17 protein-coding genes and 1 pseudogene are annotated in these 19,287 nt (G+C 50.6%); all 18 read right to left on the minus strand.

The window, feature by feature from the left end:
- Positions 1-3 precede the first annotated feature (3 nt).
- On the minus strand, positions 4-852 hold the full coding sequence (locus ACRRQW_RS21085) for an aldo/keto reductase (RefSeq protein ID WP_438483664.1): 849 nt from the start codon (positions 850-852) through the stop codon (positions 4-6).
- Complete coding sequence (locus ACRRQW_RS21090; RefSeq protein WP_438483666.1) at positions 839-2,500, minus strand: GMC oxidoreductase; 1,662 nt, start codon at positions 2,498-2,500, stop codon at positions 839-841. The genes ACRRQW_RS21085 and ACRRQW_RS21090 overlap by 14 nt, the downstream gene beginning before the upstream one ends.
- The gene (locus tag ACRRQW_RS21095; protein ID WP_438483668.1) at positions 2,497-3,093 is read right to left on the minus strand and encodes a putative colanic acid biosynthesis acetyltransferase; all 597 of its coding nucleotides are present in this window, start codon (positions 3,091-3,093) and stop codon (positions 2,497-2,499) included. The genes ACRRQW_RS21090 and ACRRQW_RS21095 overlap by 4 nt, the downstream gene beginning before the upstream one ends.
- A 7-nt stretch (positions 3,094-3,100) precedes the next feature.
- Positions 3,101-4,282, minus strand: coding sequence for a glycosyltransferase (locus tag ACRRQW_RS21100; RefSeq protein WP_438483670.1), 1,182 nt, complete (start codon positions 4,280-4,282; stop codon positions 3,101-3,103).
- Positions 4,283-4,290: 8 nt separating this feature from the next.
- On the minus strand, positions 4,291-5,526 hold the full coding sequence (locus ACRRQW_RS21105; protein WP_438483672.1) for an O-antigen ligase family protein: 1,236 nt from the start codon (positions 5,524-5,526) through the stop codon (positions 4,291-4,293).
- A gap of 80 nt (positions 5,527-5,606) precedes the next feature.
- Entirely contained in the window at positions 5,607-6,203 is a 597-nt protein-coding gene (locus ACRRQW_RS21110) for an acyltransferase (protein ID WP_438483674.1), read from the minus strand.
- The gene (locus ACRRQW_RS21115; RefSeq protein ID WP_438483676.1) at positions 6,196-7,275 is read right to left on the minus strand and encodes a glycosyltransferase; all 1,080 of its coding nucleotides are present in this window, start codon (positions 7,273-7,275) and stop codon (positions 6,196-6,198) included. Before ACRRQW_RS21115 ends, ACRRQW_RS21110 begins: the two co-directional genes overlap by 8 nt.
- 26 nt (positions 7,276-7,301) lie before the next feature.
- Entirely contained in the window at positions 7,302-8,342 is a 1,041-nt protein-coding gene (locus tag ACRRQW_RS21120) for a glycosyltransferase (protein ID WP_438483678.1), read from the minus strand.
- On the minus strand, positions 8,339-9,673 hold the full coding sequence (locus ACRRQW_RS21125; protein WP_438483680.1) for a hypothetical protein: 1,335 nt from the start codon (positions 9,671-9,673) through the stop codon (positions 8,339-8,341). Before ACRRQW_RS21125 ends, ACRRQW_RS21120 begins: the two co-directional genes overlap by 4 nt.
- 54 nt (positions 9,674-9,727) lie before the next feature.
- Entirely contained in the window at positions 9,728-11,569 is a 1,842-nt protein-coding gene (locus ACRRQW_RS21130; protein ID WP_438483682.1) for a thiamine pyrophosphate-binding protein, read from the minus strand.
- A complete protein-coding gene (locus ACRRQW_RS21135) occupies positions 11,566-12,621 on the minus strand; it encodes an NAD-dependent epimerase/dehydratase family protein (RefSeq protein ID WP_438483684.1) in 1,056 nt (351 codons plus the stop codon). Before ACRRQW_RS21135 ends, ACRRQW_RS21130 begins: the two co-directional genes overlap by 4 nt.
- A gap of 44 nt (positions 12,622-12,665) precedes the next feature.
- A complete protein-coding gene (gene dmpG / locus ACRRQW_RS21140; RefSeq protein ID WP_438483686.1) occupies positions 12,666-13,691 on the minus strand; it encodes a 4-hydroxy-2-oxovalerate aldolase in 1,026 nt (341 codons plus the stop codon).
- Positions 13,692-13,693: 2 nt separating this feature from the next.
- A complete protein-coding gene (locus ACRRQW_RS21145; protein ID WP_438483688.1) occupies positions 13,694-14,581 on the minus strand; it encodes an acetaldehyde dehydrogenase (acetylating) in 888 nt (295 codons plus the stop codon).
- Between the two features lie 8 nt (positions 14,582-14,589).
- Positions 14,590-15,612, minus strand: a complete 1,023-nt coding sequence (locus ACRRQW_RS21150; protein WP_438483690.1) for an NAD-dependent epimerase/dehydratase family protein — start codon at positions 15,610-15,612, stop codon at positions 14,590-14,592.
- 79 nt (positions 15,613-15,691) lie between these two features.
- Positions 15,692-17,230 (minus strand): lipopolysaccharide biosynthesis protein RfbH, encoded by a 1,539-nt coding sequence (gene rfbH, locus ACRRQW_RS21155; protein WP_438483692.1) that lies wholly within the window; start codon positions 17,228-17,230, stop codon positions 15,692-15,694.
- 18 nt (positions 17,231-17,248) lie between these two features.
- Positions 17,249-18,358 carry a CDP-glucose 4,6-dehydratase gene (rfbG, locus tag ACRRQW_RS21160; RefSeq protein ID WP_438483694.1) on the minus strand — a complete coding sequence of 370 codons (1,110 nt, stop codon included), beginning with the start codon at positions 18,356-18,358 and terminating at the stop codon, positions 17,249-17,251.
- 9 nt (positions 18,359-18,367) lie between these two features.
- Complete coding sequence (gene rfbF, locus ACRRQW_RS21165) at positions 18,368-19,138, minus strand: glucose-1-phosphate cytidylyltransferase (RefSeq protein WP_438483696.1); 771 nt, start codon at positions 19,136-19,138, stop codon at positions 18,368-18,370.
- Between the two features lie 26 nt (positions 19,139-19,164).
- Positions 19,165-19,287, minus strand: a pseudogene (locus tag ACRRQW_RS21170) (GDP-mannose 4,6-dehydratase); the annotation flags it as partial.

Here is a 19,287-nt window from a genome sequence, read left to right on the forward strand (position 1 = left end):
GACCTAGAAGAGGCGCGCATTAGCGCGAATGTGTTCAGGACTGAACATCGAGCAAAGGATCACACTTTTTGGAAAATCGCCGCCAAGCCGGCTCAAGACCTCCAACCGACTCGCTTGGGAAGCGGCGCCGCGAAAAGGTGAAAAAAAAAGGTTAGACAACACAGCGCGCTCGTGCTTCACAGTTTCGTAGTCAGCAGCCCTCCAAGAAAGATTAAATTGAAGCACATCGAAGGATGAGAGCGTGGGTGCATGCGTCGCCCAGTGCTCCCGCATAAAAGCCAGTCCCCACCCTCGAATTTTACCATCAGATTTTAACCGCTCCACCATTGTGAGCATCGCGTCCATGTCGGCAACTCGTGACTGCGGTTCATGAACGAAGATGTAGTCGAGATAGTCTGTCTGTAGTGCACGCAGACTTGTTTCCACACTCACTTGCAATCGTTTGGGCTCAATAGGCACACGGGCGTGAAAGCGATCTCCAATGGTCGAAGCGACTGTTCCCGGCGATTGCTTATATGCCCTATTAGTATCATTCTGCTTACCTCGCAGTTTCTTCATTAATCGCACCAGTGGCTTGAGCGGTCGCAATAGTCGCGCTTGCGAGGTGGCCACAATTCCAAATTTCGTCGCGAGCACAATTTGCTCTCTGCGTCCGCGCATAAATGATCCGACAAACTTTTCGGCATCTCCATACCCATAAGAGCGGGCAAGGTCAAAGTGCGTTACACCTTCATCCAAAGCAACCGACAACGCTTTTTTCGCAGTAGCCGCATCAACGGCCCCAAGGATGGGAGCGCAGCCGAAACCTAAAACAGACGACTTAACTCCGGGAATCAGTTCAACTGTGCGCATGGGTCGATAGGTAACGAGCGAGCCGGACCGCGCAAACGCCCATAAAGAAAGTAGGGTTGGCTTGGCCTGACGTTGGGAAGACGGAACTGCTGCAGATGTAAAGATTCTCAGTGCCCCACACGCGTAAATCACGATTCACCACACCTCGCTCGGGCGCATCGGCGATGCGCGTCGTGCCTGATTGGTGAACACCGTCTTTAGACATCGCTTGGATAGCAGCAACCCGCTCTTCAGGACGAAACCAATACTCCAACTCGCCGCAGCCAGATTGACGTAACTCCGCATCCAACACCTCGTGGGCCCGAACCACAGCTTGAGCATCAGCCGCTGTCACGCTGTAGTCGATAACCAAGGTTTCACTATCTGCCGCAATTGTCATACGATTTGCCTCGACCGGAATTTGCTCGGCATGGAAATGGAGGGCATAGCGATTCTCGGCGCTGTATAGAAAAACCCCAGGTAGCTTTCGCTTGCGAAGGTAGCGTCGGATAAAAATCGACGCAGGTGTCCAAAGAGATCCGGGCAAATCCTTCAGCACATTCCAGAGATGCGCACTCACTTGATTGACCTTACCTTTCGTTATGGAGTGAGCGATAGTTGGCGGGGCCAATTTGCGCCCCAGCCACGGAGTTATCATGGCTAGATACATGAACGACATTGCTCCACTTCGATGCGAAGGATCAACGTAAGGGGGATTATCCAACCAAAAGGCGGTGTTGATAAGATTCTCGGCCACCAAAGTCTTCTCGGTAAACTGAAACCGTCGACGTTGATACGTCCCGTCCTGTTCTCGGCGAAAGCCGAATTCAGTCGCTTCGGGGCGTCCAGAAAAACGAATCGACGCAATTTTCCCTGAGATGTGACCTTGATAAAATTTACCAAGGCTTGCAGGCGGACTAGATAGCTTACTAAAAATTCGTTTATTGCGGAGGAGTAAGCGAGTTGTCTCCTGCGCTCCCGCGGCTAGCACGATAAAGTCAGCATGCACAGACAGGCTTGAATCGTCTTCTACGTTACGGAATGCAACTCCGTTCAAAACCCCGGCGGCAGTTGGGACTGGCAGCTCACGCGCTTCAAACCCGAGCAAAAGATGAATGACTGTCGAGCGTTCAAGGAACTCTTGATACCGATGACCAAATCGGGTCGGCATACTCCAGCGTTCCAGCACAGTATCTGTCACGCGGGAAGATTGGAAGCCTTCCGCAAGTGGCTTTACGCTCAGTCCTTCGACGCTTAAATCAAAAGCGCCTCGTCCGCTTTCAAAATATTCCTGGGCCGTCGGAATAAACTGCGCGCACTCATCAAAAAATGAGGCATCCCACGTGCATGTGTCGCCGATCACCGAACGTGGGATAAAATCCCCGCGGTCATACATCACACAACGTCCACCCCAAGTTGCCGAACTACCGCCTAAACCCTTATTAGTGCATTCGTAAGGATCGTGATGGTTAGCTGAATTCCGAACCTCAATCGTCTCATCCAAACTGTTCTTCTCTCTCTCACCCGAGGTTCCGTAATCTACCAGCAAAATTTTCTTCCCAGGGCATCGGCGGGAAAATTCTATTGCCGTGATTATCCCGGCGGGACCGGCGCCGATTACACAAAGGGCGTAACGCGTGCGCAAAGCCATTTCGGCGTTAATTGTCATTTCGAGTCTTTCTCTACAGCGCAATGAGGGAATACGACAGTGCGGGTGGCGATCCGTTCAGCCGGATTACCTACATAAATACCCATCGGCTCCAGATTCTTCCCAATGACCGCAGCCGCTCCGAGCACGGCCCCCCGCCCAACGGTTACACCCGGCATCACCACAGCTCTGGCACATACCCATGAATAAGGCTCAAGCACGATCGGCTTCCATGTCATCGGAAACGCAGGGTCGTTAAAATCATGGCTACCTCCGCATAAATACGCCTCTTGCGAGGCTATCGCATGATGCTCAAGCGTAACACCACCTGGATTGTAAATCTCTACTTTCGGACCTATGGTCGCTACATCGTCGACGCGTAACAGCCACGGAGCCCATATTTTCGCTGAAGGATATATATATGTTCCATATCCAATTTTTGCCCCAAATACGCGTAAAACGAAAGCCCTCCAGCCAAAAAAAATCTTAGGAGAGGTTCTGAAAATAAGCAGACTTGCGATATTCCAAGCAAGCCTACGAAAACGATTTAATAAAGAAAATGTGGGATTAGTATAATAATCCCTAACGCTCGATTTTGATAAAATATTGGCCATTATAAAATCAGCGACCTGCAATCAAAAACGTCTCGACGATATCTTTCATCACCACTTTTGATCCATAGAGAGACGCTACCCATGAAGCCGCTTTTTTTCTTTCTTGAATAGAATGCTCAAGATGGAATGAAGCCAATCTCACCTCGCGACAAGCAGACTCAAAAACATTACCATCGAGCCAGGTTATAGCTCCTTTTATTTCCGAAGGGCAGCCATCCATCGCAGTCGAAATCAGTAATTTCTCATTACCTACCGCCTCCATAAATTTGAAGGGAAAAACGCCGCCTCCGAACTCCGCAAGGGGACGATGTAGATTAATAACAACATGAGTTCGTCCATAGACAGTCTTGAACAAATTTCCGTCGAGCGCACCGTAAAAAAATACCCGCGTTGGATGAGCTTTACTTAAGCGGTCAAATAGAGGCGATAACGGCCCCACACCCGTGATATGCCAAAAAACTTCGCTCGCAGTCTCTTCGACCACCCGAGCCAGAAGATCTGCACCCTTTTCTTCATTCAGTCCCCCAAAATAGCCAACATGTATATCCTGCGAAATCGACTTCTGCCTATCTGGAGTAAAGATGAGCACTGGCAGGTGCCAAAACGGCAAACTTTTCTTCCAATTAACCTCTTCGACCATCGATTTCTGCACGACTGTTAAGCCGTCGACTAGCCTTGTAGCGACGGACAAGGCAAAATTATCTATGACGGTCTTGAAAAAACCCATCCCTCCACGCCGTCTCGCTTGCGGCATATCTTCCAACTCCAAAATTGATTTAACAGGCGAATTTAACAGTTTCAAAAAGAAAAGAAATAGAACCTCAAATACGTAGGGATTGTAAATCCACACCAAACTCACACGATATTTAAAATAAAATCTAAGCGCATAGAAAGGCGCAGATAGCGCATGAAGTAGTTTTCCTAGGGGGCGCCAATTTATCGTGAAAAGCTGATATTCGAGAAGGGTTCCAGCGGGTAAGTTCAACAACACTTGGGATGATGCAGAAAAAGACTCGGCTTGATGGCCGGAGTTAAGCAAAATTACCTCATACCCATTCTGCAATAGCCCCGTTAGAACCCCCTCGATCTTACTTGCCGCTCCCAAGGAAACTAATCCGATACGACCAGCCGGACAATAAGAAGCGACAACCAATACCTTAGAAGGTGGAGGATAATGACGTAGTTCCATTTATTGCATCACTTGAGATGATTTTTTCTCTTCAAAGTATTTTCTACAGGTTTTAGGCGCTCTCCGCTACAAACAATCCAAGAGCAGGCCATTGCATACGACACCACAAACCCAAACTGCTCAAATGGATTCTGAACAAACATCAGAAATGGAAGCGCTAACAAGCAGGGAACCACGATCGAAACTAGTTCCGGATTTCTCTGACCATACCGAAAGAGAGCAAAAGAGTAGCGAATTTGCAGGAAAATTAGACCTAGAAAACCAACCATGCCGAATTGCATGATCCAGGTTACATATCCATTATCAATCAAGGTAAACCAAGGATGAAATGACTGGCTGCCAATGTTTACACTAAACGCGTTATTCGTGCCATAGCCCAAGCCTTTTCCGAAAATTACATCAATAGCCGGAATATCAGAAAACGATTTAAAGAAATCTAACACGTTGGACAGTCGACCGCCACTTTCAACTTGGGTAGCTATAATCGCACCCCGATCAGCACTTTTCTCTGCGTAAGAAACACTCCACCATACACCAGCTAGGAGGAACGGAATCAGAACAATCATTAATAGACGCGCCTTGCTCGTGAGCCTTCGTGCCATAACAAACATCCATGTAAAAATCGATAGTATTATGAACGCGCGGCTGCCAGATTTCACTATGGAGTAAAAAATAAGAAGATAGCTAAAATTGATCATCAGGAGCGACTTCCTAAACAAGAATGAGACGCAAAGAGATATACCATAAACATAGGTCGCCATCACACCTGAGTTAGAAAAAAGACCGGTATATCGACCCACATCGTAAGAACGAGTCTGCAAAAAAACATAAAAGGCATTCGAAGCTAATATGATAAAAAATATCCGTTCAAATTTTTTGATTATCTTTTCATTTCCCCATAAATTGTATTCGTAGAATATGGCAATAAGACCCATGGCAGCAGTTAAATGCACAATCCATCTCATGCCGGCTATAAAAAGACCAATATTTACATCTAAGAAATGGCCGATAACGCCTATGCAGCAAAGTCCAAAAGCAATGCTAGAAGCAGCAGTGAAGAATCTCCCAACAAATACCCGCTTGCTTTGCAGTGCTACCGAAGCCCAATAGAACAAGAAAAATACCGCGATGGCGTCTTTAACGTAACGTAACGGGCCGGCTTGAGCAACAAGCTCATCTGCGTCTCCCCAGTATACAGCCTTTCCAGATTTAAGAAGTTCAATTTGGGCGGGTAGGTGCTGCACTAGTGGAGCAATCAACAGCAGCGAACAAAGCAGAAAAACGTGCTTCGGGGGATCGGTTCGAATAGTTCTTTGGTAATGCCTCATAGTTCACGCTTCTGCTGCAGTGAGTGCTTGGCTTTAACGACGTTAGGTGCACTCGTTACAATCGCGCCAGGAGGAACACTTTTTCTCAGAACAACGCCAGCTCCAATAACCGAACCAGCGCCAATACGGACTCCTTTTAAAACCGTTACTCCGGCGCCAAGCCATACATCATCCTCAACAACGACAGCTGAAGACAAACTCTCCTTGATTCCCCCTCTTGCGCAGGGATTTTCTAAGCTATGCATATCGTTATCAAGAATTGTGACATTAGCTCCTAGACTTACATTATTTCCGATGGCGATCGAGGTTTTCGCCTGCAGGCAACAACCTGAAGCGGAAAAATCATTTCCCACTTCAATCCTTCCCCCTGCTTCAACATGAAAGGTACACGGACGAAAACACCATAATGGATTCCCACTGCCAATCGATACAATCACTGCATTATGTCCGATCGTGAGCGTTCCGTTGTTTTTAATCCAAGGCGCTCCCACAAAAACCGGATTATCTCCAATTTTAATACACTTCGAAAACAGTAGAAAAAACTTGTAAAAATTGCTTCCACGTCTCCATAGAGCTTTAATTAATCTATCCATTAATGTGCGCAGGTTGCCTCGATTTTATGAAACGCTTCATTTCGTCTACTCGAAGAAGGTATTTACGAATGGAATTACGCTTATCCGGGGCACTTTCTTTAAACGCTGCATAGTAAGGATAAACCGTTCTAGTTAAAACGCGCGGCATAAGCAGCGTCATGTATAAAAAAAAGCTTTTACATGTAAATTTTTTGGCCGCTCTCCTCATCATAATAGTTTGATCCGCTTCGCCACTTCTAAATGTATACAATCCTCCACGCTGGTGAACCATCCACAAAAGCCATCCCTCAAAATCCTGTTGTTGCGGCTCTTTTAGTTGAAATTGTTCGCTCAAAAAGAGCCTTACCGCGCTCATGGAATCGGCCATATGCACGACTGAACACGGAAAATTGTAATTTCTCTGATAATTCAGAATAGGTTCAGGCAGGAACAATACTTCAGACTCTTTTCGCAGCATCTTAAGATAAAGAATAATATGAATAAAGTCATTTCCTTCAAATCTATTTATTTCGGATAATACAGCCTCTTTCCGGCGAACGATCCCATTGGATAGCAGGACAAACGGCACAGCCCCATTTCTCAAAACATCGCCCATGCGAGTTCGCTCCGGAACGGACCAATCACGCGCGCTGTTGGCTAGAACGGTATCTCGAAAAATATTCTCGTTTATGTAAGATAGAAAAAAACAGTCCACATTTTTATTTTCCGCCGCGGTGATCGCCTGCATTACCTTTTCGAATGCACCCCACCTAATTGGATCATCATCTGAAATAATCCAAAGAAACGTTCCTTTTGCATTCTTCGCACATTGAATAAGGTTTCCTGCATAACCTAAATTCGTTTTATTGCGCAAGTATAGGATATCGTTGACGGCCAACAGCTCTTGATTTTCATCTGCTACCAGAGCGTCGGAATTATCTGACACCAAAACCTGAACCTGGGATCCATACCGCGAGATAGCCCTGGAAAGGAAATCTTTATACAATGCGCTGAGTTGCCGCGAACGATTGTATGTGGGCACACAGATACTAAGAAGCGGTCCGCTGAAACTAAATTTAAATGCCTGATTCATAAGTGGCAATTCGCGATAAAATTGGGCTATTTCGTTTTTAGTATCTTGGAAGTAAACTTGTAATTTAGCTTAAATGCCTCCCGAAAAGACAAGGGGGCTTCTGCATTCCTAGCGTCGAGTTTCGCGCGATACACTAGATAAAATGGTCTCAATAAAAACGGCGGCAGCAAAATTGCTAAAGCCAATATCAAGTTTTTCAAAGTTAGATTTTTTGGCAATTGGCTCAACAAAACCCAACGTTCTGCGTCGGCGTCCTTGAGACGATATAACCCTCCTCGATGGTGAATCATCCAAAGCAACCAGCCACCGTAGTCGCCGCGTGGATCTAGTGGCGTCGAAAACCGCTCCGACAAAAAGCGCCTAAAGCCCGCGAGAGACTCCGCCATCGACGTAATAGAAACCCGGCCATGCGCATGGTCGCATGTGTAGCGCACAATATCTCTATCAAAAAATGCTACCCTAGAATCAGCACGCAGCATTTTCAGGAACAAGATCGAGTGAAGGTAATCGTTACCGCGCAAATAGCCTTCCAAGCTTTCAACACATTTCTTATCTAGTTTAAGAATTGCCGATGACAACAGTATGAATGGCATCCGCCCCGTGGCCAAGAGATCACTTAAAGCAACCTCACCAGAAAATCCCCAATCCCCACCGCGATTTGACGATATGATGCGACCTAGATGATCTTCTTGATCGTAAGGTAGCATCAAACATTCAACACAAGTGCCGCCCCTCAAGACATCAAACGCCTCATTGAAATTCTCGAGCTGGATCGGGTCATCATCCGAAACTATCCATAAATATTTTCCCTCAGCACGGTTTATACAGTGAATAATATTCCCAGAAAATCCCACATTTTCAGTATTTGGATAATACCGAACCCGGTTATCTAAAAAAGATTTATTTTTGACAGAGTTTTCCGCGCTCGAATTATCGCAAACGATTACCTCGAGATAGTCTTCATGCAAATCTAAAACCGGAGTGATAAATTCCTTAGATAGCGCCGCAAGTTCCCGCACCCGATTAAAAGTAGGAATTGCAATGGTAAGAATTTTTTCGGTCTTCATTTTTTTAAATGCCGACTACTCAATAAAATGGTAGGTATCCCATACAATATAATTACAATAAATATCCTGCATAAAATCACGGTTATCACAGGCACATTCACATTCAAAAGGATTACTGAGGCACAACACACACTGATCGCCGTCACAAACGATATATACGCAATCCGCATTTCACCACGGGCAACCAAGAGCTGAGCAAATAGACTAAACGAAAATTCGACGAAGGCCATTGCGAGCACGGTTGCCAACAGCAATGCAGGAAGAAGGGACGTCTTTGATTGAATCACCAAAAGGAATACAGGAGCTATAAAGTAAACCGCCATAAGTCCGCATAAGGCGCATATTAATGCTCTGGCGAAACCGCTATAAAATATCTTACTTAACTTAACTACATCTCCAGTCTGGCGGGTTGCCGCCATCTCAAAGAAATTCCCTTGAGACCAAGTGGATGAAATAGTCATTACAATTGTAACCAGTTGCATCGTTAGACCATACGACGCAACCAAGTCTTTGTAATTTTGAGCTGCAAGAATCAGGATGAACACGCTGGTCAGCAACTGGAATGAAATCATTCCGACAACCGTTTTCGCCACATCCCCCAAAATAGGCCTAATCGGAATTATCAATCCCGCGATTGAAGGGCCGTGGGCATCAGAAATTCCTCCCGCGCCATTGTGACTAAAAAAACGCCGACGCAGCATAAACGCGGTTAGTAATTGAGAAACAAAAAGCGCGGCCGCAGGCCAGACCAAACTTGGAGGCGCAATATACAAAAACAATGTAATACTGACACTTAATAAAGTCGCTCCAATTATCGCTTTCTGAGACCACCACATTTGACCTATGCCATTCAGTAGAGCGCCGTAAAAAGCAGAGAACATCGTAATCACCCCTGCACCGAGATACAGGAACCAAACGCCGTAAAATTGCTCGACGGAGTCCGGCTGAATTAAATGCCTAGAGAACCACCAGAGGCCGCCGCCGCCGCCCAAAAAATATACACAAAAGCCTATGCCGTAATAAATTTTTTCGCATCGACGCGCGAAGTTACGCACAACCCCCGCAGGCCGCTTCCCGAGCTCGGAATCGGACTTCAGATAAGCGATATGTCTCCCGATCACTTGTCCAAAGCCCATCTCCAATAACGAGGCTACACCAAACACCGATGTAAACATATACCAAGTGGCCATCAAATCACTGGGCAAATTCTTGGTAAGTGTCGAAAGAATTATAAACCCGCACAGTATGCGAATCACCTGGGCTATAAACACCCATTTCTGATTTTCATTTCTGAAAATCTTATTCGTCAGTCGGAGGAAAGCTACTTTCAATTGAGTAAAAGGGCTGCATTAAGTCATTTTTAATAAATGTGGTGAACTAGAAAATTATATATCTATCTTAACTGACTTTGCATGGAGAGGTATATGAAGATTTGCGGCGAGTGTATCACGAGGCAGAAATGGAGACATATCTTCAAGTGGCGGTGAAATCAGCGCCCCATCAGATTGCACGGCCACGCCTAACTTTGGATGGAAGAATTGTTCCGGATGCATGAACACTTCGCAAATTACCGGTCCGGTTGCGGCCTGCACTTTAGGCATCTCACGATCGAAGTCTTCCCACGTCCGGATTTGGAACGCGGGAATATCCATGGCGGCGGCAAGCCGGCCGTAGTCGGGACAGGACACTCCAGTCTTTTTATCGGTGCCTGCGTAACGCCCTTTGAGGACGGCTTTCTGGGTGTGCTTGATCATCAAGTAACCGTCGTTGTTAAAAATGATGATCTTAATCGGCAGGTTGTAATGCACCACCGTCTGCAGTTCCTGCAAATTCATCATCAGGCCGCCATCGCAATTAAGACAGAGCACTTCGCCACGATCGCGAGCAATCGAGGCACCAATTGCTCCAGGAAGGCCGAAACCCATTTCGCCGAGCCCCTGAGAGGTAATGAGGCGTTGCGGTGGTCGAATTGGCAGCGCTTGGTGACCACACAGCAAGGCGGTGCCCATGTCTGTCACCACGACTTGATCGGGCTTCATCGCGGAACTCAACTTATCGATAAAGCGATACGAATTGATGAAGCCGCCCTTGTCAGCGTGTTCGGGGCCAATCCATGGAAAACGTTGTTTAACACCCGCGCACCAACTCACCCACTCGGTTTGATCCGCAAGTGGCGAAGCGGCCGCCTGTATCAACATTTCGCGAATGAAATCGCCAGCATCAGCACATACGGGGTGCGTAAAACGATTGGGATATTTCTTGAGCTCGAGTGGATCGATATCGACCACGGTAATATCTTTAGCCGCTCGCGCCAATTCGGTGACGTCGTAGCCCACCTGCGGAATCGCCAAGCGGGTTCCGATTGTGATCAAAGAATCGCAGCTCTGGAGAATGAAATTTGCCGCCCGCTGTCCGTAGACACCCGCGCTGCCCATCACCAACGGATGCGCAGAAGGCAGCAGGTCGATACCAGACCAAGTGACCAGCACCGGCACCCCTAACGCCTCGACTAGACGAACCATTTCAGGGACAGCGCCGGCCATGCGAATCCCGACACCCAACCAAAGCAGCGGACGTTTGCCCGCTTGAATTTGTGCCAGTGCGATTGAAACCGCCTTGGCTAATTCGCTGCCTTGAAGCTTCGTGCCGCCTAGGGCAGGAACATTCGCTTCCGGCGTGTAATGTGGAATCGTATCAGTTTCCACGATGGCTGATTGCACGCTCATCGGGAAATCCAGCCAGCACGGCCCCGGACGGCCAGTTGTCGCATAGTGCCAAGATTTTTCCAACTCATACAAAACCTGCTCAGGATCCATCACTCGCGCGGTATATTTGGTCATCTTACTGACCGCGAAAGGACTATCGTAACCCTGAATCCCGTAGAGACGCCTGTCGTGATCTGGTGGAATGTAACGCGCATTTTCCTGACCCGAAATTACGATCGTGGGAATAGAGTCCGCCCACGCAGATAACACTCCGGTGATTGCATTGCTGGAGCCGGCACCCGCGGTCACGACTGCGATGGCAGGCACGCCCGTGATTTTCCAATAGGTCTGCACCGCCATCGTGCAGGCCTGCTCATGATGGTTGCAGATCAGCTCGATAGACGAGTTGTGAAAAATGGAGTCAAATATGTGCGCGTTCGCGGAACCGATAATTCCAAAGGCGTGCTTGACGCCTTTTTCCTCATAGAAACGAACGATGATGTCGCTGACTTTTGTTTTCATGAAAATTGTTGGTAGCGATTCCAGCTAATAGTGCGTTGGATGGCTTCGTGCAAAGGCACGGTTACTTCTAGGCCAAGTTCACGACGGGCTTTGCCGATATCCGGGACGAGACGGTTGCGGTCATGTCCTGTTTGGCCCAATCGGGTGCGAATTTCGGGCACCGGGGCAAAGGACTGGGTGATGAGTTTTGCCAAGGCACCAAGATCAACCGCCTCCGGGCTGCCGACGTTATAAGTCTCGCGAGGGCGGCCGGAAGCCAGCGCCGCGAGCACCCAGAACGCATAGTCACTGGCATACATCAAACTACGAACCGTTGCCCCGTCCCCCATGATGCGAATCGGTCCTCCCGTGAAACTATCCCGAATGAAATCGGTAACTGCCCACGGCAGTTGCAGCGATTGATAAGGCCCGACAAACGCAAATGGTCGCAACGTAACCACCGGCAATTTTGTTTCGCTGACTGAGCTTTGAGCGACCACTTCGGCAAAACGTTTCGATTCAGCATAGACCGCGTTGACATCGTTACAACGCAGCGGGCCTACAAAATTCTCATCCACCTGCGCTAGCTCCCATGGCTGTGACCCGTAGACCAGGCCGGAACTCATCAAAACCACTTTCTGCACGTCTTCCAACAGATTGGCTGCGCGCAAAATTCTCATTGTCCCTACCCCATTCACTTCAGCCACTGCACCGGGCTGAGACGCGAGCAAACGGCGATCAGTCAAGGCTGCGGCGTGAATAATGTAGCGAACATCACGGGGGATTTCCGTGAGGTAACGAATATCCCCTTCTTCAAAGCGAAACTCTTTTTGCAGGCCCAAGTGCGGCAACTTGGCCGCAAACCCGCGCGCATGTCGGCTATAGGCGGTTACGCTGATGCCAAACGAATACTTTTCGTTAAGCACCTTGATGAGCTCCAGCAACCAAGTCCCGAGAAAGCCAGTCCCGCCGGAAACGAAAAGGTGTTGTCCGCGTAGAGCCTCAAGGAGTTGGTGCCGGCCCGTGAGCACGGCTTCAGCATCGGAACGAACGAGATCAATGGCGCGCGACATAAAAGTAGTAGTGAAAAATTAGACTGGTTGGGAAAAGACGCTTCTCAAGGCACGTTTTTTTTGCGTCGCGCGAGTTCAGTCGCGACTTCGATAATCAAATCTTCCTGACCACCGACAACTTTGCGTTTACCGAGTTCAAAAAACACATCGCGAGGATCCACGCCCATCTGTTTGGCGGCACGTTGCACCGGTTTTGAAAATCCGGAAAACACGCCTGAAAGACCGCTCACGATGGTAATGCCGTTGGAGTCCGGTAACGAGCCTGCGAAAAGCTTGGCGGCGAGATCGCCCGCATCCAGCACCTTGTAGAGATTGAGCGAAGTAGGATAAGCCTCTTGCTGCAGCACAGCCGCCAACAGTTCCAACGGGGCATTACCGGCGCCGGCACCGAATCCTTTTGCGGTGCCATCGACGATCCGGGCGCCCGCTTCCAAAGCGGCCAGCGAATTCGCAATGCTCAGCCCCAGATTATTATGAGCGTGAAATCCCACCGGCACATCCAACTTGGAAGCAAGCAGGCCAATTTTCGCATCCACATCCTTCGGCAAATAAGCGCCAGCGGAATCCATGAGCACGATGCCTTGCGCACCGTAGGACTGCATTTTCTTGGATTCTTCGAGGAGCACTTCAGGCCCCACCATATGGCTCATCATCAAAACGCCCCACACTTCTTTGCCGACCGAGCGCGCGTAACTAATGTGGCGCTGCGTGACGTCAGCTTCAGTGCAATGGCAACCAATCCGGAATAAATCCACGCCTGCTTCCATAGCGTTCACCAGCTCACGTTTGATCGTCGCGAAACCCGGAATTACGTGGACACTCAGGCGTGTGTTCACGAGCTGCTGTTTGGCCGCCCTCAACATCGCACCTTCCGGCACCAAACTTTCACCGACTTGCAAAGAGGATGCTCCGAGACCGTTACCGTGCCCCACTTCCAGAAACGAAAAGCCCGCCGCTTCGGCCGCCGCCGCATAAGCGTTTACCTGATCGAGGTTGATCTGGTGACTGTAAGCATGCGAGCCGTCGCGCAACGTAGCATCGCACACAATGATTTTAGGTTTGTCCGCCATGGTTATGCTGATTTTCCGGTTTTTCTGGCTGCGTAGGCTTCGGCAAAAGCGATGGCTGCGCAGTTAATGATATCCAAATTGCCCGCATATTTCGGCAGGTAATCGCCCAGTCCGTCGACTTTTACCATGGTGATGAGGCGGCCACTTTCCACGATGGGCTCGAGGATCAACTGATATCCCGGCACGTAGCCTTTGATCAAGGCGGCCATCTCCCGCACTTTTGCTCGCGTCAGCTCCAAATCAGGATTGGCGATTTTCGCCATGACCGTCGTCTGCATATGCACACAAGGTTGTGCAGGATTAAGATTCAGAATCGCTTTCGTGAAGGCGCATTCCGTAAACACCTGCAGTCCGGTCTCGGTCGTCGACAGGTATTCGTCGAGATTGATGCGCGTCGCGGGACCCGCGCTGCGCGACGCGATGCTGGACACGGTCTCGATGTAATCGACGACGTTGTTGGCTTGCGAAATCGCATAAGCCAGCGGGATGGACGCCTGCCCGCCGCACGTAATCATGTTCACATTAGGCAAGTCCAGGCAGCGCTCCAAATTCACGGCCGGCACGCACATTTGTCCGACTTTAGCCGGCGTGAGATCCACCGCGACAATTCCCGCCTTCTCGAACAGCGGGGCATGTTTAAAATGGTCTTCCGCGCTCGTGGCGTCGAACACCAGCGACACCTCGTTCTTCAAATCGAGAATGGTGTTCACACCATTCGCGGAGACTGGGACATTGAGCATGCTCGCTTTGGTCATCCCCGGCGAAGCGAGATTTCGTCCCGCGAACAGGCGGCACTCAAGGAACGGAGAACGGATGACCTTTAAAAGCAAATCGGTCCCGATATTACCCGTGCCTAAGATTGCGACTTTCAGTTTATTGGAAGAACTCATCGTTTAAATTAGCTAGTGCCGTCAGCAGGTTTCCATCCATTCCAAGCGGCGGTTTTCCGAATCCCGTCTTCGAGAGTAATGTGCATACGGAGGTCAAGTTCACTGAGTGCGCGGCCCACTGCCGGCACATACCGCGAGAGCGGTCGCGTAGCATCTATTTTCTGGGCGGTTCTCACGGCGGAATGTTTTCCGAGGGTTGCGGACACTGTTTTCGCCAATTGCTTAATGGAAAGATCTTCACCCGAACCAACGTTGTAAGCACGTCCCGTCGATCCGCGAAATAATAGGGTCCAAAGCCAGATCGTGAGGTCAGAGGCGTAAAGGTAACTGCGCGTGGGCGTGCCGTCACCACCGATTTGAATCCTGCCACCCTGCATCGCATCGCGGATAAAATTGCCGATGGCAAAATGAGTATCCAACGGGAGATGCGGGCCAACAAAAGCAAAGCACCGGGCAATCTTGGTTTCGTAACCATGCTGCCGGGCGTGCACACAGCACATGTGTTCTGCCACCCGCTTTCCCTCGCCGTAGGCTGAACCTGACAAAACTGTATCCGGCGCTCCCATATAATCCTCCCCGACGTGCGAGAGTGAGGAGGGCTGTTTACCATAAACCGCGCCTGAGCTGGTGAGCAGGAATTTTTCCACGCCAGCCTGGGCGGCGAAATCCAAAACGTGCCGGGTTCCCGCGACGATCGCATCAAACATCTCATGCGGCGCTTCATCGTTCAGCTTCACGCTGGCCTCAGTTGCGGCATGCACCACAAACGCGAACTTACCCTCGGGAAATTTGAACGAGCGCACGTCGCCAGGAATGAGTTCGATGTCACTCCGCGAAGTCAGATGAGGAGCTTTCGCCGCAAACGCTTTCGGGTCTCTGCTCAGGACGACTGCTCGCATACCCAGGCCGAGCGCGTCGTTGATGTAAGCAAAGCTTTCCAGCAGCCACATTCCGAAAAACCCGGTGCCGCCCGTGATAAACACAGAGCAGCCACGCGCTTCGTTCCAGAGTTCGCGAGTGTGCGTTAACACATGCGCGAGATCAGCGGAAGGTAGTGGTTTTACTGGAGCCGGCACGATAGCGGTGAAGACACTCAACAACAACGACGACTCAGGCCTTCGTTTTTTCCGTCACGAAGTTGCGGATCGTTTCGATTTCGTAGTTGAGCATGTCCTTCGAGAGACCGGGATACGTGCCGAGGAAGAGCGCGCGATGCATGATCTCGTCCGCGCCCGGATTGTCCGCAACCACGCGGAACGCGTGCGGACGGTCTTTCTTCAGCTGAACAAACACGGGTTGCTTGAGGAGGTTGCCTCCGAAGAACATGCGGTTGCCAATTTTCTTTTCGTCCAGATGACGGGCGAGATCGGTGTGGCTGAAGGGAGCGCTTGATTTCACCCGTAGCATAAAACCAAACCATGAAGCGTCCGTGCGACATCCGGTGGAGTCCCACGCAAACGCGTTTTCGAAAGAAGAGCCAGCTGCGGCACCACGTTTCGACGGAGGAATCCACGCTGTCGCATGCGTAGGCAAGGTGAACTCAAAGACGTGTTCGAGATCGGCGAGGCCGGCGCGCAAGATTTCCCAGTTTTCTTTGCGGGCTTCGATGAACGGAGGAAGCTTTTTGAGCTGTTGACGACCGATTGCGGCCTGCGGATCAAGCGGCTTCAGGTTATAGCCCAGATGGCTGTAGATATATTTGTGGTCATAGCCCTTCGGGAGTTCGCCGAGTTGCCAGCCGAAGCGTTTGCCGCAAGTATCGTCCTTACCGGAAGCGCACCAGCAGTCGCGGCCCCAGTCACGGAAGCTTTCGGCGTAAGTTTTCAGCGGCGGGCGATGGATGATGTTAACCGCGCCGCCTTCGCCCATCGTCAAATGATGCGGAGGATAAAACGACTGCGTGGAGATATCTCCCCAGGTGCCGGTGAAACGCGTGATGTGCGTGCCGTTCGACGGAATGCCCGGGGAGTTTTGCATGAAGCCCAGAGCCTTCGCGCGTTCGATAGGCATCGAGTAAGTGCAGCCGAGCGCGTCGCAGTTATCTTCCACCAACCAAAGATCGTATTTCTTACAAAACTCCAACAGGGCACCGAGGTCGAACGGATTGCCGAGCGCGTGGGCGATCATCACGGCCTTGGTCTTGCCGGCCACGTAAGCCGACTCGAGTTGCTCGGCACGAATATTTCCCGTCGCCGGGTCATTGTCCAAAAATACCGGCACCGCGCCGAGTTGGATGATCGGTGAAACTGTCGTCGGGAAACCCGCGGCAACCGTGATGACTTCGTCACCCGGCTGAATGCGTTTGTGCGGCGGCAACTTGTGGGTCGTGAACGTCGCAAAGGCCACGAGGTTGGCCGACGAGCCTGAGTTGACCAAGAGCGAGTGCTTCACGCCCAGCAGCGCCGCGAGTTCGCGTTCGAATGCTTCGCCTTCCGGCCCGAGTGTCAGCCAGAAATCCAAGGTCGATCCCACCGCTGCTTCCACCTCATCTTCGGTGAACACGCGGCCGGCATACGGCACCGTGGTTTTGCCGGGAACGAACGCCGCGGCGTTTTCGATTCCAGGGCGATTGGCTTTGTGCATGAGAGCCGAATACTCGCGGGTAAGGCGAAGGATCTCAGCTTTTAGGTCGGCAGGCGTTTTGCTCATTGTGAGGCGATGTAAAAATTAGAGGGCCCAACTGATCGCCAGTTGGCGGGCGTCGTGGGTGTAACGGTTAATTTGAGCCAGGGTATCATCTGCAACCGAGGCGGCGGATTTCGAGTGCTGGAGACTATACCAGCCCACTGTTTGCGCGATCGTTTCGGCAAAGGGCCAGACCGGCTTCCATTGCAGAAAATGATACGCTTTGTCGGTGGCGAGATTGAGCAACTTCGCCTCGTGGACGGCGTGCGGATCGCTTTTGTCTTCCCACTTGCCCGACCAGTGTTTGAGGATTTCCTGCACCAACTCTGCGACCGTGCGATTCGAAGTCAGTGCTGGCCCGAAGTTGAAAGCGGAGGTCAGTTGAGCGTTGAACGGTGAGAGTTGAGCATTGGCCAGACACGCGCCGAGCCACAAGTAACCGCTGAGTGGTTCCAACACATGCTGCCACGGGCGCGTGGCGATTTTGTTACGCACGGGAATACTTTCGCCGCGCTGCAACGCACGAATGCAATCCGGCACAATCCGGTCCAGTGCCCAGTCGCCACCGCCGATCACGTTACCCGCGCGCACCGAAGCGAGTTTCACCACGGAATCTGGTGCGGAAAAATAGGACTGGCGATAGGCACTGATGACGAGTTCCGCTGCGCCCTTGGAAGAGCTGTAGGGATCGTAGCCGCCCATCGGATCTTCTTCACGGTAGCTATGCACCCACTCTTTATTCTCGTAGCATTTGTCCGTGGTGATCGCGACGACCACGCAGGGCTTTCCCGAGAGCCGCACCGCTTCGAGCACGTTGACCGTGCCCATGACGTTCGTGGCGTAAGTTTCGACCGGGATTGAATACGAAAGCCGAACCAGGGGCTGGGCCGCCAAATGAAACACGAACTCGGGTTGAACCTTAGCGAATACGGCCTGAACCGCCGCGAGATCGCGCACATCACCGATGTGATGATCCAACCGCTGAGCCAGCCCGAGTTGGTCGAACAACGCCGGCTGCGTCGGTGGGATTAAAGAATAGCCACTAACCTTCGCGCCGAGCGACAGTAACCATTCACATAACCACGAGCCTTTGAAACCGGTGTGACCGGTGACCAAAACTCGTTTACCGCGATAACTATTAGCGAATGCCATTTGGAATAATTATTTCCAGATTTTCCAAGGCGCTTTGCCTGACGCCCAGTATTCTTCAAGCTGTTGTTTTTCTCTTAACGTGTCCATCGGCTGCCAGTAGCCGGTGTGCTTGTAGACGCTGAGATCCGACTGCTTTGAAAGGGTTTCGAGTGGCTTACGCTCCCAGATCGTCGAGTCATCGTCCACGAGATCGATCACCGACGGCTCCAACACGAAGAATCCGCCGTTAATCCAGCCGCCATCACCTTCCAGTTTTTCCTGAAAGCTGCTGACGCGCGTGTCTTCGATACCCAACAAACCGTAACGGCCCGGAGGCTGCACTCCGGTGAGCGTTGCCCGGCGGCCTTGCTGTTTATGAAATGCCACCGATTCAGTGATATTCACGTCGCCGACCCCATCGCCATAAGTGAAACAAAAAGTTTCGTCGCCAATGTAGTCTTTGACCCGCTTCAAACGTCCGCCGGTCATCGTCGCTTCGCCCGTATCGACGATCGTCACACGCCAAGGCTCAGAGCGGCGGTGATGCACTTCCATCCGGTTTTCTTTCATGTCAAACGTCACGTCCGACATGTGCAGAAAGTAATTCGCGAAGTATTCCTTGATGACGTAGCCTTTGTAGCCCGCGCAGATCACGAAGTCGTTAATCCCGTGCGCCGAGTAGATTTTCAGCACGTGCCAGAGGATCGGCTTGCCGCCGATTTCAATCATGGGCTTGGGCTTAAGATGGGTCTCTTCACTGATACGAGTGCCGAGACCGCCGGCGAGAATAACAGCTTTCATAGAATAGGTATGAGTTGGGTTGAAAATTACGGTTTGGGCAACTGCTTGATCTGGGCTTCGCGTTTGGCGAGTTCGAGGTCGGCCTCAGTCATGATTTTGACGAGCTCCTTGAACTTCACCTTCGGTTCCCAGCCCAGTTGTTTCTTCGC

The organism is Oleiharenicola lentus, assembly GCF_051660365.1.
GTDB classification, from domain to species: domain Bacteria; phylum Verrucomicrobiota; class Verrucomicrobiia; order Opitutales; family Opitutaceae; genus Lacunisphaera; species Lacunisphaera lenta_A.

What these genes read in the sequence shown, in the direction of transcription:
- ACRRQW_RS21085 (WP_438483664.1), bottom strand. Translation starts at nt 852, where the DNA reads ATGCGCACAGTTGAACTGATTCCCGGAGTTAAGTCGTCTGTTTTAGGT.
- ACRRQW_RS21110 (WP_438483674.1), bottom strand. Translation starts at nt 6,203, where the DNA reads ATGGATAGATTAATTAAAGCTCTATGGAGACGTGGAAGCAATTTTTAC.
- ACRRQW_RS21100 (WP_438483670.1), bottom strand. Translation starts at nt 4,282, where the DNA reads ATGGAACTACGTCATTATCCTCCACCTTCTAAGGTATTGGTTGTCGCT.
- ACRRQW_RS21120 (WP_438483678.1), bottom strand. Translation starts at nt 8,342, where the DNA reads ATGAAGACCGAAAAAATTCTTACCATTGCAATTCCTACTTTTAATCGG.
- ACRRQW_RS21135 (WP_438483684.1), bottom strand. Translation starts at nt 12,621, where the DNA reads ATGTCGCGCGCCATTGATCTCGTTCGTTCCGATGCTGAAGCCGTGCTC.
- ACRRQW_RS21115 (WP_438483676.1), bottom strand. Translation starts at nt 7,275, where the DNA reads ATGAATCAGGCATTTAAATTTAGTTTCAGCGGACCGCTTCTTAGTATC.
- rfbG (WP_438483694.1), bottom strand. Translation starts at nt 18,358, where the DNA reads ATGGCATTCGCTAATAGTTATCGCGGTAAACGAGTTTTGGTCACCGGT.
- ACRRQW_RS21095 (WP_438483668.1), bottom strand. Translation starts at nt 3,093, where the DNA reads ATGGCCAATATTTTATCAAAATCGAGCGTTAGGGATTATTATACTAAT.
- ACRRQW_RS21130 (WP_438483682.1), bottom strand. Translation starts at nt 11,569, where the DNA reads ATGAAAACAAAAGTCAGCGACATCATCGTTCGTTTCTATGAGGAAAAA.
- rfbF (WP_438483696.1), bottom strand. Translation starts at nt 19,138, where the DNA reads ATGAAAGCTGTTATTCTCGCCGGCGGTCTCGGCACTCGTATCAGTGAA.
- dmpG (WP_438483686.1), bottom strand. Translation starts at nt 13,691, where the DNA reads ATGGCGGACAAACCTAAAATCATTGTGTGCGATGCTACGTTGCGCGAC.
- ACRRQW_RS21145 (WP_438483688.1), bottom strand. Translation starts at nt 14,581, where the DNA reads ATGAGTTCTTCCAATAAACTGAAAGTCGCAATCTTAGGCACGGGTAAT.
- rfbH (WP_438483692.1), bottom strand. Translation starts at nt 17,230, where the DNA reads ATGAGCAAAACGCCTGCCGACCTAAAAGCTGAGATCCTTCGCCTTACC.
- ACRRQW_RS21090 (WP_438483666.1), bottom strand. Translation starts at nt 2,500, where the DNA reads ATGACAATTAACGCCGAAATGGCTTTGCGCACGCGTTACGCCCTTTGT.